The organism is Tabrizicola soli (assembly GCF_015999335.1).
Lineage (GTDB): Bacteria > Pseudomonadota > Alphaproteobacteria > Rhodobacterales > Rhodobacteraceae > Tabrizicola > Tabrizicola soli.
Genome location: NZ_JAEACP010000031.1, coordinates 1 through 15,303, shown reverse-complemented (window position 1 = coordinate 15,303; position 15,303 = coordinate 1). Strand labels below are relative to the sequence as shown.

The 15,303-nt window shown below is 69.1% G+C and carries 17 protein-coding genes; 5 read left to right on the top strand and 12 right to left on the bottom strand.

The annotated features are described in order from the left end of the window. Both phnL and phnN read left to right on the top strand, forming a co-directional pair. Nucleotides 1–684, top strand: a complete 684-nt coding sequence (gene phnL, locus I7S92_RS21310) for a phosphonate C-P lyase system protein PhnL (protein WP_197647527.1) — start codon at nt 1–3, stop codon at nt 682–684. Then, nucleotides 681–1,205, top strand: a complete 525-nt coding sequence (gene phnN, locus I7S92_RS21305) for a phosphonate metabolism protein/1,5-bisphosphokinase (PRPP-forming) PhnN (RefSeq protein ID WP_197647526.1) — start codon at nt 681–683, stop codon at nt 1,203–1,205. Before phnL ends, phnN begins: the two co-directional genes overlap by 4 nt. Here phnN and I7S92_RS21300 read toward each other — a convergent pair. Next, nucleotides 1,187–1,858, bottom strand: a complete 672-nt coding sequence (locus I7S92_RS21300) for a DUF1045 domain-containing protein (RefSeq protein ID WP_354001352.1) — start codon at nt 1,856–1,858, stop codon at nt 1,187–1,189. The two genes, phnN and I7S92_RS21300, sit on opposite strands and share 19 nt — an antisense overlap. 104 nt (nt 1,859–1,962) lie before the next feature. On the opposite strand from I7S92_RS21300, the gene I7S92_RS21295 reads away from it, so the two are divergent. Further along, nucleotides 1,963–3,108 carry an alpha-D-ribose 1-methylphosphonate 5-triphosphate diphosphatase gene (locus I7S92_RS21295; RefSeq protein ID WP_197647524.1) on the top strand — a complete coding sequence of 382 codons (1,146 nt, stop codon included), beginning with the start codon at nt 1,963–1,965 and terminating at the stop codon, nt 3,106–3,108. A gap of 59 nt (nt 3,109–3,167) precedes the next feature. Here I7S92_RS21295 and I7S92_RS21290 read toward each other — a convergent pair whose 3' ends face one another. From I7S92_RS21290 to I7S92_RS21240, 11 genes are all read right to left on the bottom strand, one after another. Then, nucleotides 3,168–4,649, bottom strand: a complete 1,482-nt coding sequence (locus tag I7S92_RS21290) for a DHA2 family efflux MFS transporter permease subunit (protein WP_197647523.1) — start codon at nt 4,647–4,649, stop codon at nt 3,168–3,170. A 58-nt stretch (nt 4,650–4,707) separates the two neighbouring features. After that, nucleotides 4,708–5,814, bottom strand: coding sequence for an HlyD family secretion protein (locus I7S92_RS21285; RefSeq protein ID WP_197647522.1), 1,107 nt, complete (start codon nt 5,812–5,814; stop codon nt 4,708–4,710). Further along, a complete protein-coding gene (locus I7S92_RS21280; protein ID WP_197647521.1) occupies nt 5,811–6,290 on the bottom strand; it encodes a MarR family winged helix-turn-helix transcriptional regulator in 480 nt (159 codons plus the stop codon). The genes I7S92_RS21285 and I7S92_RS21280 overlap by 4 nt, the downstream gene beginning before the upstream one ends. A gap of 213 nt (nt 6,291–6,503) precedes the next feature. Beyond that, on the bottom strand, nt 6,504–7,400 hold the full coding sequence (locus I7S92_RS21275) for an ornithine cyclodeaminase family protein (protein WP_197647520.1): 897 nt from the start codon (nt 7,398–7,400) through the stop codon (nt 6,504–6,506). Beyond that, complete coding sequence (locus tag I7S92_RS21270; RefSeq protein ID WP_197647519.1) at nt 7,397–8,020, bottom strand: HAD family hydrolase; 624 nt, start codon at nt 8,018–8,020, stop codon at nt 7,397–7,399. Before I7S92_RS21270 ends, I7S92_RS21275 begins: the two co-directional genes overlap by 4 nt. Beyond that, nucleotides 8,010–8,942: a DMT family transporter gene (locus I7S92_RS21265; protein WP_197647518.1), complete on the bottom strand. Its 933-nt coding sequence runs from the start codon at nt 8,940–8,942 to the stop codon at nt 8,010–8,012. The genes I7S92_RS21270 and I7S92_RS21265 overlap by 11 nt, the downstream gene beginning before the upstream one ends. 76 nt (nt 8,943–9,018) lie before the next feature. Continuing rightward, complete coding sequence (locus I7S92_RS21260) at nt 9,019–9,531, bottom strand: hypothetical protein (protein ID WP_197647517.1); 513 nt, start codon at nt 9,529–9,531, stop codon at nt 9,019–9,021. Nucleotides 9,532–9,667: 136 nt separating this feature from the next. Further along, the gene (locus I7S92_RS21255) at nt 9,668–10,129 is read right to left on the bottom strand and encodes a YaiI/YqxD family protein (protein WP_197647516.1); all 462 of its coding nucleotides are present in this window, start codon (nt 10,127–10,129) and stop codon (nt 9,668–9,670) included. Next, a complete protein-coding gene (locus I7S92_RS21250; RefSeq protein WP_197647515.1) occupies nt 10,126–10,590 on the bottom strand; it encodes a CAP domain-containing protein in 465 nt (154 codons plus the stop codon). Before I7S92_RS21250 ends, I7S92_RS21255 begins: the two co-directional genes overlap by 4 nt. 4 nt (nt 10,591–10,594) lie before the next feature. Continuing rightward, nucleotides 10,595–11,425: an S-formylglutathione hydrolase gene (fghA, locus tag I7S92_RS21245; protein WP_197647514.1), complete on the bottom strand. Its 831-nt coding sequence runs from the start codon at nt 11,423–11,425 to the stop codon at nt 10,595–10,597. A gap of 2 nt (nt 11,426–11,427) precedes the next feature. Beyond that, nucleotides 11,428–12,357 carry an AEC family transporter gene (locus tag I7S92_RS21240; protein WP_197647513.1) on the bottom strand — a complete coding sequence of 310 codons (930 nt, stop codon included), beginning with the start codon at nt 12,355–12,357 and terminating at the stop codon, nt 11,428–11,430. A gap of 190 nt (nt 12,358–12,547) precedes the next feature. On the opposite strand from I7S92_RS21240, the gene I7S92_RS21235 reads away from it, so the two are divergent. After that, entirely contained in the window at nt 12,548–14,317 is a 1,770-nt protein-coding gene (locus I7S92_RS21235) for a serine/threonine protein kinase (protein ID WP_197647512.1), read from the top strand. A gap of 130 nt (nt 14,318–14,447) precedes the next feature. Continuing rightward, nucleotides 14,448–15,212 (top strand): FHA domain-containing protein, encoded by a 765-nt coding sequence (locus I7S92_RS21230; RefSeq protein ID WP_197647511.1) that lies wholly within the window; start codon nt 14,448–14,450, stop codon nt 15,210–15,212. The last annotated feature ends 91 nt before the right edge of the window (nt 15,213–15,303 follow it).

The following is a 15,303-nucleotide window of genomic DNA, read 5'->3' as shown; positions in this document are numbered from 1 at the left end:
ATGATCCGTATCGAGAACCTGTCGAAGAACTTCACCTTGCACAACCAGGGCGGCGCAGTGATCCCGGTCATGGGCGGCGCAACGCTGACCCTCGGCCCCGGCGAATGCGTCGGGCTGACCGGCCAGTCGGGCGCAGGGAAATCCACGTTGATGCGGATGGTCTACGGCAACTACCTGACCGCCGGGGGCAGCCTGCGCGTCGGGGACCTGGACATCGCCACAGCCGAACCGCGCCAGATCATCGCACTCCGGCGCGAGACGCTGGGCTATGTCAGCCAGTTCCTCCGCGTCGTCCCCCGCGTGCCGACGCTGGACGTGGTGGCCGAGCCGCTGCTCGCCCTGGGGACCCCGGCAGGCGAGGCGCGGGATCGGGCGGCAACGCTCCTGAAGCGGCTGAACATTCCGGAACGCCTCTGGACCCTCTCGCCCACCACCTTCTCGGGCGGCGAGCAGCAGCGGGTCAACATCGCCCGCGGCTTCGCCCATGCCTATCCGGCGCTTCTTCTCGACGAACCCACCGCCAGCCTCGACGCCGCCAACCGCGAGGTGGTGCTGGCCCTGATCGAAGAGGCCAAGGCGCGCGGGGCGGCCATCCTGGGCATCTTCCACGACGAGGCCGCCCGGTCCCGGGTCTGCGACCGGCTGGTCGACGTGACCGGCTTCACCCCGAAGGCCGCCGCATGATCACCGCAATCGTCGGCCCCTCGGGCGCGGGCAAGGATACGCTGATCCGGGGCGCGCTGGCCGCCCGTCCCGACCTGCACCTGGTCCGCCGGGTCATCACCCGCCCGACCGAAGCCGGAGGCGAGGAATTCGAGGGCGTCACCCCCGAGGACTTCGCCCACCGCGCCGCGCGTGGCGACTTCGCCCTGACCTGGGAGGCGCATGGCCTGCACTACGGGATACCGAAGGCCCAGGTCGATCTCTCGGGCGACGTGGTCTTCAACGGCAGCCGCGCCGCCCTGCCGCGGGCTTCCGTGGTCTTTCCGGGTTTGCGGGTGATCCTGATCACCGCGCCGGACATCGTCCTCGCCCTCCGCCTGGCCGCCCGTGGCCGCGAGACAGCCGAGGACATCACCGCCCGCCTGGCCCGCGCCGCCTTCGCGATGCCCGAGGGAATCGCGTTTCGGACCGTGGTCAACGACACCACGCCCGAAGTCGGCATCGCGCGCCTGCTGGCCGCGCTTCAGCCGGCAAGGGGATAGCGGTGCAGCAGATGGAAGCGGCCGGACGAATCCTCGCCGAACAGGCACAGGTCCTCGATCACGAAGGGCTGCGGCAGGACCGGGCCGAAGAAAGCCGCCAGCGCCTTGCGAATCGGCTCTGGCGCGCCCAGGCGGTCGGTCAGGGTCAGGTGGAAGCGGAACTCCTCCATCACGAAGGGATAGCCCCAGCGGTGCAGAAGCTCGCGCTGGCGGGGGGACAGGCGCTCCGGCCGGCGGCGGGCGATCTCGGCTTCGTTCAGCAGCGCGCGCAGGTCGTCGGTGCCCTCGACCACCTTCGCACCAAGCTCCAGCAGCGCCGCCTCGCAGCCCAGCGGGGTGAGGGCCAGGAAGCCGTGCAGGATCTCGACCCGCAGCCCCTCGCAGACGACGGGCGCCAGCCGCGCGGCCAGCCCGGCCACCCGGCCGCGAAGCTGGGGCCCGTCGAGGCCATCGACCGGACGGAAGGGCGCGCGGATCGTGCCGTGGAACCCGTAACGCCGCGGCTCGGTGGTGATGGCGCGCGGGTCGGCGATGCCGGGCAGAACCGGCTGCGGCAGGTCACTCCCGGTGACCGGATCCCGGCCCAGCCAGGCGTTGGCAAGGGTCGCGAAAGCGCCCGCGCGCGGGGCGAAATAGACGGCGTAGCGCTGCATCTGATCCATGGCGGACGGGGTAACCGGGATTTGTCACACCGATGTGACGGGCCCGTGTCACCAGAGGCCAGCACGACGCCGACCGCAAGATCAAAGAGGACGAGATGACCAGCGAAACCATCCTTGCCAATGCCACCCTGGTCCTGCCGGGCGGGACCCTGCGCGGACAGCTGCGCATCGTGGACGGCCGGATTGCGGATATCGCGGCGGGCCGGGCCCTGCCGGCCGGGGCCGAGGACCTGGGCGGAGACCTCTTGCTGCCCGGCCTGATCGAGCTGCACACCGACAACCTGGAACGCCACATCGAGCCCCGTCCCAAGGTCGACTGGCCCCATGCCGCCGCGATCATCGCGCATGATGCGGAACTGGCCAGCGTCGGGATCACCACGGTCTTCGACGCCCTGCGCGTGGGGTCCGTTATATCGAACGCCAAGGCCAACTACGGCGAATATGCCCGCGCCCTGGCGGACGAGATTCTGGGCCTTCGGGCCGAGGGGGCGCTGAAGATCAGCCATTTCCTGCACTTGCGGGCCGAGGTCTGTTCGGAAACCCTGGTCGAGGAACTGGACAAGTTCGGTCCCGAAGACCGGATCGGGATCGTCAGCCTGATGGACCATACCCCAGGCGAGCGGCAGTTCCGCGACCTGACCCAGCTGCGCAAGTATGTCATGGGCAAGCATGGCATCAGCGAGGCCGAATTCGAGACCCATGTGGCGACGCAAAGGGCGCTTTCGGCCCGCCACGGAACCGCCCACGAAGCGGCCGCCGTTGCCGCCGCCCGCCGCTACGGCGCGGTCCTGGCCAGCCATGACGACACCGACCCCAGCCATGTCGCCCGTTCGGCAGGGCACGGAGTGCACTTCGCCGAGTTCCCCACCACCGTCGACGCCGCCCGGGCCTGCAACGACCACGGCATCAAGGTGATGATGGGTGCCCCCAACCTGATCCGGGGCGGCAGCCACTCCGGCAATGTCGCCGCTTCCGAGCTGGCCGAGGCCGGGCTTCTGGACATCGTCTCCTCCGACTACGTGCCGTCGTCGCTCCTTTCGGCCGCGCTGAGGCTGGGGGATCTGTGGGGCGATACCGCCCGAGGAATTGCGACCGTCACCTCGGCCCCTGCCGAAGCCGTGGGGCTGCCGGATCGGGGCAAGATCGCGCTGGGGGCGCGGGCGGACCTGGCCCGGGTTTCCAGGATCGGGATTGCCGGAGCGGTGCGTGGTCTCTGGGTCCAGGGACGCCGCGTGGCCTAGCCTGCCGCTGACGCACGCAGATCGCAGCAGCCGTCAAAGCGCAGATGGGGGCCCAGCGATCACCTCCGGGCCGGGCGGCGCAGGATCAGCGCCAGCGGCATGGCGCAAAGCGTGACCCACATCATCAATTGGAAGTCGTCGATGTAGGAGATCATCGCCGCCTGCAGGTTCACCAGCCCGTCCAGCATCTGCAGCGCCGCCGGGTCTGCGGTGATCGCCGCCGGATTCGCCTGCGCCAGCAGCGGATTGTAGGGATGGATGAAGGCGCCAAGCTCGGCATGGTTGATCTGGACGTTGCGCGTCATCGCCGCCGTCACGATGGAAATCCCGATAGAGGACCCGATGTTGCGCACCAGGCTGAAGAGGCTGGTCGCATCGGCGCGGAAGCGCGGCTCCAGCGTGGCGAAGGCGATGGTGGACAGGGGCACGAAGACCAGCCCCAGCCCCAGGCCCTGCACCACCCCGCTGCGGATGATCGGCCAGCTGTCCATCTGCGGCGTGAAGCCCGTCATCTCGTAAAGCGACAGCGCGGTCAGCGTCAGGCCCGCCAGCACCAGCGCGCGCGGGTCGACGACGCGCACCAGCCGCCCCACGATCAGCATCGAGATCATCGTCCCCACCCCGCGCGGGGCCATGACCACGCCGGTGGTGATCACCGGATAGCCAAGGATGCGCGACAGCATCGGCGGCAGCAGCGCGAGGCTCGCCAAGAGGATGATCCCGACCACGAAGATGAAGACCAGCCCGATGCGGAAGTTCCGGTCGCGGAACATCTGCGGATCGAGGAACGGGTGCTCGCGGGTCAGGATGTGGACGCAGAACATCCAGAAGCCCGAGATCGAGACCAGCAGGTAGATCCAGGTCTCCATCGCCGCGAACCAGTCCACCTCGCCGCCCCGGTCCAGCATCAGCTGCAAGGACCCGATGGCCAGCGACAGCAGCGCGAAGCCGATCATGTCGAAGCTGCGCCTCTTGCGCGGCAGCTTCGGCAGGTAGGCAAGACAGCCCAGCAGCGCCAGCGCACCCACCGGCAGGTTGATCAGGAAGACCCAGCGCCAGTTGTAGCTTTCGGTCAGCCAGCCGCCCAGCGTCGGGCCGATGATCGGGCCGACCATGATCCCCGCGCCCCACATCGCCATCGCCTGCCCCGCCTTCTCGCGCGGGTTGATGTCGAGGAGGAAGGTCTGCGACAGGGGCACGATGGCCGCGCCGAAGACGCCCTGCAGCAGGCGGAAGGCGACCATGGACGGCAGGCTCCAGGCCATGCCGCAGGCCATCGAGGTGGCCACGAAGCCGACGATGGAGATCAGGAACAGCTCGCGCTTGCCCAGGCGGTCGGCCAGCCAGCCAGTCATCGGCGTGACGATGGCCGAGGCGACGATATAGCTCGTCAGAACCCAGTTGATCGTGTCCTGCGACGCGCCGAGGTCGCCGGTCATCGACGGCAGCGCGACATTGGCGATGGTGGTGTCCAGCACCTGCATGATCGTCGCCGCCATGATCGACAGCGTGATCAGCCCGCGATGCCTGACCGCGATCATGGGCCCCGAACCGGCAGGGCCGGCGGGCGCGGCTTCGGGCACCTCCGACATCGCGGCCTCAGTTCACCGCCGCCAGCCGGGTGTCGCCCGGCCCGGAGGTGTCGACCGTGACCTCGGCGCTCAGACCCGAGGCCAGCGCCGCCGCGTCTTCGGCATCGTCCAGCCGGATCCGCACCGGCACGCGCTGCGTCACCTTCACCCAGTTGCCGGTGGCGTTCTGCGCCGGCAGCAGCGAGAATTCTGCCCCCGTGCCCGCGCCGATGGCCTCGACCGTGCCGCTGAAGGTCCGGCCGGGGGCGGCGTCGAAGACGACTTCGGCGGCCTGCCCCTTGGTGATCCCGGCCAGTTGGGTTTCCTTGAAATTCGCCTCGACCCAGGCATCGCCGGTCTCGACCAGGGCAAAGACCGGCTGGCCCGCCGCCAGCATCACCCCGGGATGGAACGAGGCCGCCTGATAGACCAGCCCGTCCGCAGGCGCGGTGACGCGGGTCACCGAGAGATTGTAGCGGGCGCGCTCCAGCTCGGCCAGGGCGGCGCGGACCGCCGGATGGTCGTCGGTCGCGGCCGTGGCAGCGCCACCCAGCGCCGCGCGGGCGGCCTCGGCGGTCAGCCGCGCCACCTCGGCCCTTTCGCGGGCCTGGCGGCTGAGATGGCGGGTCTCGTCCAGCGCGCTGCCCGAGGTCACCCCCTTGCCCGCAAGTGCCTCCTGCCGGGCAAGCTCGTCCGCCTGATAGCGCGCATCGTCGCCGGCCAGCGCGGCCTGCGCCTCGGCCTGGGCCAGCGCCGCCCGCAACTGCCCGACCTGCAACCGCGCCGCATTCACCGCAGCCTCGGCCTGGGCGACGGCAAGCGCATAGGGCTGCGGATCGACCTGGAACAGCAGGTCCCCCGCCTTGACCGGCTGCAACTCGCGCACGTTCACCGCCACCACGCGACCGCCGACCGTCGGTGCGATCGAGATCCGCGCCTGGTGCAGATAGGCGTTCTCGGTGCTTTCCCGGTCGGCGCCGGAAAGCCACCAGCCCCCCGCGCCCGCCGCCAGCAAGAGGGGAAGCGACAGCATCAGAAGCGCCTTGCGCAAGGGCCGGGCGGGCTTTGCGGCAGGGACGGATGCGGAGGCCGGAACGGCGACAGCGGGTTCGGCAGCGGTGGCGCGGGCGTTCATGTCTGGGTCTCAAGCCTTGCGGAGGACATCTCGGATCCCTTGCCGGGATCCGTGGCCTTCAGGTTTTCGATGATCTGCAGCAGCGCCGCCTGCAGCACGCGCCGGTCGTCGTCGGTCAGCCCGGCCAGCGCCTCGTCATAGAGTGCGGCGACGATTTCCTTCGCCTCGGGCGCGACCGCGCGGGCCTTGTCCGTGGCCACCACGATCCGGGCCCGGCGGTCCTCGGGATGCGCCTCGCGCCGCAGCCAGCCGCCCTGTTCCATGCGGTCGATCAGCCGCGAGACGCTGATCGGCTCGATCTCCAGCAGCGCGGCCAGCGCGGTCTGCGTCGAGGGGCCTTCGCGCAGAAGATGGCCCAGAAGCCGCCATTGCGCCGCCGACAGGCCGTGCGCTGCGGTCCGCTGCTCGAACCTCGTCCAGATCCTGCGGGCGGCGTCCTGCAGCAGGGAGCCGAGCTTTTCGATGCGATGATTCATTAAGCGTGCTTACTATAAGCGGGATCATCAAGCAAGCGCCGCCGCGCAAGGCAGGCTTGCAGCCGCCGCATGGCATCCCCTCGCCTTGCCATGCCAAAGACGCGCCCCGGCATCCTTGCGGAGGAGCGGGGGCGCTGCATCCACCACCAGCCTGCACCGGGACGGAACGCCCCCTTCCCATCCGAACCGGCAAGCCGGGACGGGGACTTCCGGCTACCGCGCCAGCCAGCGGTCGGCGATGAAACGGGCGGTCATCAGGTCCAGATGCGCACCGCCGCCGTTCTTGGCGATGGTGATCTCCTCCGCCGACCCGCGCGTGTACAGGGCCGGATCGTCGTAGAAATCCGCCAGGATATCCGCCTCGGTGATCGCGCCCGAGGCCAGCGGATCCATGATCTCGCCGATATGGCCGATCGTGGTGTCCCGGCTGTCCACGAACAGCCGCGCGCGCTGCAGGGCGCGGTCGTCGACCTCGCGCATCCCGGCCTTGTAGGCGCCGATCAGGTCCAGGTGCTGGCCCGGCTGCAACCACTCGCCCAGCACGACGGGGGTCGTCGCCATCGTCGCCGTGCAGATGATGTCCGCCGCCTTCACCGCCGCTTCCAGGTTGTCGGCCACCGGCAGGCCCATCGCCTCGGCGCTGACGCGGCTGCGGCTCCAGACGGTGAAGCGGGCATCCGGGAACAGGCTGGAATAGGCCCCGACCATCGAGCGCGCCACCGTCCCCGCCCCGACCAAGAGGATGTTCCGGCTGTCCTTCCGCGCCAGCCGGCTGGCCGACAGAAGCGAGTCCCCCGCCGTCTTCCACTTGGTGACCAGATGGAAATCCACGATCGCCGACAGCACCCCGGTCACGTCGTCGAACAGCGTCACCGCGCCGTTGATCGTCGGCAGCCCAAGCGTCGCATTGCCCGGATGCACCGTCGCCACCTTGACCAGAGAGCCCAGCCCGTCGATCCAGGCCGCCCGGTCCAGGATCGTGTCCGCCCCGCGATGCAGGAACAGGTCCTTGATCCCGGCGCGCGGCAGGCGGTGCCCGGCCTCCAGCGCCGCCAGATGCCCCGGCCAGTCCAGAAGCGCCTCGGCCTCCTTCGGTACGATCTCGGTCACAGTCCCGCTTCCCCTTCCGTCAGCAATCCCTCGGCCACCAGCCGCCGCGCCCAGCCTTGCCAGCTTTCGAACTGATGCGTCCGCCAGCCCCGCCGCGCCGCCGCCGTCACATTGTCCGCCCGGTCGTCCGCGAACAGCAGGCGATCCGGCGCGATCCCGCAATCGGCCTCGACCATGGCGTATATCCTCGGGTCGGGCTTTGTCACCCCCAGCCGGCCCGAAACATATTCGCGGTCGAATTCGGCCAGGAAATCCAGCTTGTCCCGCGCCTCCTCCCAGGAATGGCGGCCGAAGTTCGACAGCGCGAAGACCGGCACACCCTTCCCCCGCAGCGCCCGCAGGAGCGCGATCGAGCCCTCGATCCGCGGGCTCGCCAGCTCGATCCAGCGATCGTACCACATGCGGATCTCGTCGGACCAATCCGGGTGACGTCCGGCCCAGTCATGGATCGTCTCGCGGAACAGGCCCCCCGCATCGACGATCTCGTTCATCCCGTGCAGGTCCACCGCGCCGAACAGCGCCCGGCGCCTTTCCTCGCCGATCACCCGGTCGTAGAAGGCTTCGGGCTGCCAGCGGGTCAGCACATTGCCGATGTCGAAGATCACCGCTTCAGGCTGCATCCTCCTGCCTCCGCACCGCCTCGCGCCAGATGACATAAAGGCCCGAGCCGCAGATCAGCGCAATCCCCACCCAGGCCGTCGCATCGGGGAACGAGCCGAAGACCACCACGCCCCAGAGGATCGCCATCGGCATCCCGACATATTCAAAGGGCGCGATCAGACCGGCCTCGGCGGTGCGATAGGCCTGCGTCACCATCATGCCCCCGATCCCCACCGCCAGCCCGGTGGCCAGGAAGACCGGCCAATCGGCCAGCGGCGGCCATATCCAGGGCCGGAACAGAAAGCCCCAAAGCGGATCTTCCGTCGCCAGATGCCCGTCGCCGACCCAAAGGCCCATGCACAGGCTGACCACGATGAATCCGGTCTGCACATAGAAGGACAGCGTCATCGCGCTTTCGGTCCCGCCCATGTGCCGCGCCAGAAGGTTGCCGCTGGCGTAAAGCACGGCCGAGATCAGCACCAGCACCGCCGCCGGCTGGATCACCCCGGCGCCGGGGCGCAGCATGACGATCACCCCCAGCATCCCCACCCCGATCGCCGCCCAGCGCCGGGGGCCCACCTTCTCGTGCAGGACGGCGATCGACAGCAGCGTCACCACGATCGGGCTGACATAGGCCACCGCCACCGCATCGGCCAGCGGCATCGCCGCCAGGCCGGTGAAGTAGCTCACGTTCGACAGCATCACGATCAGCACCCGCAAGAGATGCGCGCGCGGGCGGCTGGTGGCGATCTGCGACCAGCCGCGCTCCGAGGCATGGATCACGGCCAGGATGAAGGCCATGGCGACGATGGCGCGGATCAGGATCACCTGATGCAGCGCATAGCCGCCGGACAGGAACTTGATCGCGACGTCGTTGACCGAGAAGATGAGCGTGCCGCCCGCAGCGAACAGCACGCCCGCAAGGGCTTGATTTTGGGCCATGCCGGCAGATGAGCCGGCCTGGCGCGGCCTGTCTGTCCTGCCCGCGACATGGCTGTGGCGCGGGCAGGCTTCCGGCTCAGGGGGACGAAGCGGGCTCGGCCGCAGGTTCCGGGGCGGGGGCCGCAGCAGCAGCGGCGGCCGCCTGCGCCGCTTCGGCCTCGGCGGCGGCCGCTTCGGTCGCTGCCGCTTCCGCGGCCACCCGAGCGGCTTCCGCCTGGGCGGCCGCCGCTGCCGCCAGTTCGGCCCGCGCTGCTTCGGCTTCGCTCCGTGCCGTCTCGGCTTCGGTCCGCGCCGCCTCCATCTCGCTCCGCGCCGTCTCCAGCTCGGTCCTCGCGGCTTCCAACTCGGTCCTTGCAGCGTCCAGATCGGCCGCCAGGGCCTCGGCCGTGCCGCCGGTTTCCTGAAGCCTGCGGTGCAGCCCGGTCAGCTCGGCCTCGATCGCGGCCTTCTCGCCCTCGACCCCGGTCAGGGCGGCTTCGCGCGCGGCGAGTTCCGTCTGCAACTCGCCGACCTTTCGGCTGCTCTGGTAGGAATAGAACCCCAGGATCGCGGTCGAGGCCGCCAGGATCGCCAGCACGAGGTTCTTCATCGAAGGCTCCGTTCGCAGGTTTTCGCGCGGCAGCACATCACAAGGCCGGGCACCAGACAAGCCATTACGGCATGTGGCCCGGCGCATTGGTTTACAGATGATGAATGCCCGCAGGCAAACCTTTGATATTGCTGGGTCAGCCCTGGCCGCCACGCGTGGACACCCGGCGCAGCAGCCGGTCCAGAACGTCGCGGAACCGGCTGCGGTCGGCCTTGCCGAAGCTCTTGCCGCCCCCCTGCCGGAACGGATCCGCCGCCCGCAGGTCCGCCATCAGATCCCGCGTCGCCAGCGCCATCCCCACGTTCGCCGCCGTCAGTTCCTCGCCGGTCGGCTTCACCACCGCGGCCCCGGCCGCGACGCAGCGCGCCGCCAGCGGGATGTCCGAGGTGACCACCACATCCCCCGCCCCGCAGGCCGCCGCGATCCATTTGTCGGCCTCGTCCGGCCCCTCCGACACGAAGACGCTCTCCACCAGCGGGTTCTGCGAGGGCCGGATCCCCCCGTTCGAGACCAGCACCATCCTGACCCCGAGGCGGGTGGCGACCGCCTCGGCCTCGGCCTTCACCGGGCAGGCGTCTGCGTCGATATAAAGCGTCATCTCGGCGTCGCGAAGACCTGGACCCAGTAGTAGCGCAGCGGCTGCCGCTGCCCCCGGATCGGTGCGTCGTCCGGCTGGTAGACCACGGCGATCCCGGTCTCCTTCAGGCGGCAGTTCAGGATGTTCCGCCGGTGACCCGCGCTTTTCAGCCAGTTCCCCACCACCTGCGAGGCCGACTTCTGCCCCGCCGCGATGTTCTCGGCCGCCGCGCGGTAGCTGTAGCCCTGGCGCCCGATCCGGTTCGAGAACCGGCTGCCGTCCTTGCCGGTGTGACCGAAGAAGTTCTGCTCGGCCATCGCCCTGGCATGCGACTTCGCCGCCGCGGTCAGCTTCGGGTTCATCCGCAAGGGCCCGCAGCCCGCCCTGGCCCGCGCGTCGTTGACGCCGGCCAGGACCGAATCCTCCACCCCGGCCGCCACCGGCGCGGGCAGGGCCCAGGCCAGGGCAAGCGAAAGCAGCATCGCCCTAGCCCAGAAGGGCGTCCGCATGGAAATGGACATGGTCCTCCATGAAGCTCGACACGAAGAAATAGCTGTGGTCATAGCCCTTCTGCATCCGGAACGTGCCCCCCTGTCGGGCGGCGGCCATCGCCTCGGCCAGGGCCTCGGGCTTCAGCTTGTCCAGGAACTGGTCCGCAGTCCCCTGGTCCACCAATATCGGCCCGTCGAATCCCCGCTTGCGCATCAGAAGACTCGCATCATGCGCCGCCCAGGACGACTCGTCAGGTCCGAGATAGGCAGAAAATTGCGGACGGCCCCAATCGCTCGCCGTCGGGTTGCAGATCGGCGCGAAGGCCGAGACGCTGGCGAAACGGCCCGGAAAGCTCATCGCGATGGTCAGCGCGCCGTGGCCGCCCATCGAGTGCCCGGTGATCGCCTGCGCCTCCTCGGCCAGGGGGAAGGCGTTGAACAACAGGCGCGGCAGCTCATCCGTCACATAGTCCCACATGCGGAAATGCAGCGCCCAGGGCGCCTGGGTCGCGTTGACGTAGAAACCCGCGCCCTGGCCAAGCGCGAAGTCGGCGTCGTTCGCCACCCCCTCGCCGCGCGGCGAAGTGTCGGGAAAGCAGAGCGCGATCCCGGCCTCGGCCGCCCAGCGCTGCGCGCCGGCCTTGATCATCGCGTTCTCATGCGTGCAGGTCAGGCCCGAGAGGAACCACAAAAGCGGCACCGGCCCGTCCTCGGCCTGGGCCGGCAGGAACAGACCGAAGGTCATGTCGCCCCCGGTCGATTGCGAGGCATGGGTATAGACCCCCTGCACGCCGCCGAAGGCGCGGTTTTCCGATACGGTCTTCATGGTCAACTCCCCTTGCCGATCAGGGCGATCACCGCCGTCACCGTCACGACCGAGGCCGCGGTGGACAGCAGGATCGCAGTGGATACCCGTTGCGGCGCAACGCGATAATGCTGCGCCAGAATGAACACGTTGCCTGCGACAGGCAAGGCGGCCGCGGCGATCATCACGCCCGCGGCATGGCCGCCCTGGCCGAAGGCCCAGCAGGCCGCCGCCACCGCCGCGGGGTGCAGCACCAGCTTGGCGGTGGAAAGCCAGGCCGCAACCTGCATCCGCTCGGCCGAGCGCCCGGCCAGCGAGCCGCCGATCGCGAACAGGGCGCAGGGCGTGGCGGCCGCGCCGAGAAGCGACATGAACTCGTTCACCGGGCCGGGCAGGGCCAGCCCAGTCGCCCCCCAGCCGATGCCGAGCACGGTCGAGACGATCATCGGGTTCTGCAACAGCCCCATGCCGAGGATGCCGAAGGTCCGGGCGCTGATCCTTCCCGCGCGCAGGCCGGTGATCGCCATGGTCAGGATCGAGGAGAACACCATCAGGTCCACCGCCAGCACCAGTAGCACCGGCCCCACCGCCTTTGGCCCCAGAAGCAGGATCAGCATCGGGATGCCCAGGAAGCCGACGTTGCCGATGACGCCGGTATGGGCCTCGAACACCGCCTCCTCACGGCTGCTCCCGCGCCAGAGCGCCACCGCGGCCACCAGGAGCCAGACGACCGAGGTGCCGAGGAGATAGGCAAGGACCAGCGGCCAGGACAGGATCGCCGCCACGTCCAGATTCGCCGAAAACCCGAACAGCATGGCCGAAAGCGCGAAGTAGAACACGAAGCGCGTCAGGTAGACCGTCGCCTCCTCGCTGAAGAACCCGCGGCGCACGGCCAGGAAACCCAGCCCGATCACGGCGAAGAACGGCAGGATTTTCAGGAAGATCTCGACCATGCCTTCTGGTGTCACGCAAGGGCGTCAAGGGCAAGGCCGTGCGGCCCCGGGCAATCGCCGGATCTGTTCGATTTTCTGAAATGTGGCAACAAACGAACGAATTGGCTTCACGATTTGGCCCAACTCGGCCGGTATCACTCAGGTATGGCGGTCTGTCCCGGCGGGCCGACAGGTATTGTGGATGGTATGAATGACATTGGCTGCCGCAAGAATTGACCACACCGAAGAGGAGCTCTTCGCCGACGAGCTGAAGCCGGGGACCCGTCTCCTCTACGGCCAGTTCAAGGTCGAGTCGTTCCTGAACAGCGGGGGCTTCGGCATCACCTATCTTGCCCGGGATTCGCTGTCGCGCCTGGTGGTGGTCAAGGAATGTTTCCCGGCCAGCTTCTGCCGCCGCGTCGACAATGTGGTCGGCCCCCGCACCCGCCAGCGGCAAGAGGAATTCCGTTCCATCGTGGACCAGTTCCAGCAGGAGGCGCAGAACCTCGCGCGGCTGGACCACCCTTATATCGTCAAGGTCCACCAGGTCTTCGAGGACAACGAGACCGCCTATATGGCGATGGACTACATTCAGGGGCCGGACCTGCTGGAAACGGTGGAAGGCAAGGTTCCCCGGCTGACGCCGCAGGAGATCACCACGATCCTGGCCAAGGTGCTCGAGGCCGTGGGCTATGTCCACGACCAGGGACTGCTGCACCGCGACATCTCGCCGGACAACATCCTTCTGGACCGGGAAAGCGGCAATCCGGTGCTGATCGACTTCGGCGCCTCGCGCAAGGAGATGACGCGGAAAAGCCGGGCCCTGTCGGGGCTGCGGGTGGTCAAGGACGGTTACTCGCCGCAGGAGTTCTACATCGCCGGCAGCAAGCAGGCCCCCTGCAGCGACCTTTATGCGCTGGCGGCCAGCTTCTACCATCTGATCACGGGCGAGACGCCGCGCTCGTCGCAGGAACGGCTGTCGGCCATCGCCAACCGCGAGGCCGATCCGCACCAACCGCTCTCGGGGCGGATCGCGGGCTATCCCGCCGGGTTCCTGGCGGCGATCGACAAGGCGATGTCGATCTTCCCACGCGACCGGCTCCAGAGCGCGGCGGAATGGCAGGCAATGCTGCGCGAGGAGGCGACCGCCCCGCTGCCATTCCGCGCCCCCACCGCCCCTGCGCCCGTGGCCGAGGCGCAGGGCGAGGCCCCTGCGGCAGCCCCCGCCGCGACCGTGGCGGCAGTCCCCGTCGCGGCTCCGGCCGCAGCCGCCGGCCGGTCGCAGAGCAGTCTCTTGCTGGTCACCGGCGTGGCGCTGCTGGTTCTGGCCGTCGCGCTGTCGCAGGTGCTGGGCCGGGCCTCGCCGCCCCAGTCCGCCGTGGCGCAAGCCGCGCCACTGCCCGTCGTTGCGGCCGATGCCCCCTATGTGCTGGCGCGCGTGGTGCGGCTGCCGTTCCTCGCCGATCCGGCCGACCCGAGCCTGGTGGCCGGGGTCCTGTCTGCCTCGCCGCTCTGGATGCAGCCGGGCCAGCGCATCGTCGAGGTGAACGGCCAGCCGGTCCAGGACGGCGCCGACCTGCCCGCGATGCTGTCGCAGGGCGTGGACCTGGCGACGCTAGGCGGGCTGAAGGCGATCATCGGCTATGAGGCGACGCCCGGTGCCGATATCGTGCGCAAGATGGAAGCCCTGCCGGTGGTCGTCGAGCTGCGACTGGCCGATGGCCTGGCCTTCCAGATGGTCGAGACCCCGACCGGCACCCAGACCATGGTTGCCGCCGTGCCCGCGGGGACGGCGACCGATCTGGAGGTCGGCGATGTCCTTCTGCTGTATCGCGCGACGGGCGAGACGATGGGGACAACCGGCGCCCTAGCCAGTATACTTCAACGAGAACTGACTGGCGGTGTTGCAACTTTTGGCTTCACGGTCCAGCGTAGGGGCAGCACGGTGGAGGCATCATTCCAGCTGAAGGGTGACGGATGAAGGAATACGGCACCTGGCGGCGAGTCCAGAACCAGGGGAGAACAGCTTGAAGTTCCTGCGTTCCTTTTTCAGAAGGGCGGAAGCACCCGCCAAACCCGCCCCGGTGGCCGAGTCCGGGCCGGATCCCGTCATGGCCGCCCTTGCCGAGCTTGAGCTGAAGCGCCTGCGCGAGCAACTTGCCGCGGTCGCCCCGCCGCCGCCCGCGCCGCCGCCCCCCGCCGAGGCAGACCTTCCGTCGGCACGCCCCAGCCGGGTGGTGAAGCAGAAGGTTTCACTGCCCGATGGCGCGCAGGCCTCGTCCGTCAATATCTGGGATCTGGAGGAAGGCGATCTCCGACCCGAAAAGCCCGCCGCCCCGCCGTCCCCGACCGAGCCCGCGCGCCGACGCTCGACCCGGACCAAGACCCGCATCCTGGGTTTCGACACCCAGGCGGCCGGGGTCGTGCCGCTGTTCGAGGAACCGGACGCGCCCGCGGCAGAGGTTGCGCCAGCCGCGCCGGGGCAAGGGCTGGTGATGTTCCCGACCGGCTGGCTGGTGGTGAAGGAGGGGCCCGGCAAGGGGGTAGCCTTCGCGCTGTCGCAGGGGACGAACCAGATCGGCCGCGGCTCGGACCAGACGGTTGCGCTGGACTTCGGCGACATGGCGATCTCGCGGCAGAACCATGCGGCGATCGTCTATGATCCGGCGACGCATCGCTTCCATCTCGCCCATGGCGGCAAGTCGAACCTGGTGCGGCTGAACGGCAGGCCGCTGCTCGCGACCGAAGCCTTGGGCGACGGGGACGAGCTTCAGATCGGCGAGACCTCGCTTCTGCTCAAGGTGCTGTGCACGCCTGACTTCAACTGGACGGTCTGCGGGGCTGGAGGAGACGGGCATGATATGGCGATCGCGTGAGCCGCGCTATGACGTCGCCTCGGGGATAAGCCAGGGCGCGCGCGACTATCAGGAGGATGCGATCACCGCCGATTTCCCGGTGGGGGCCGAG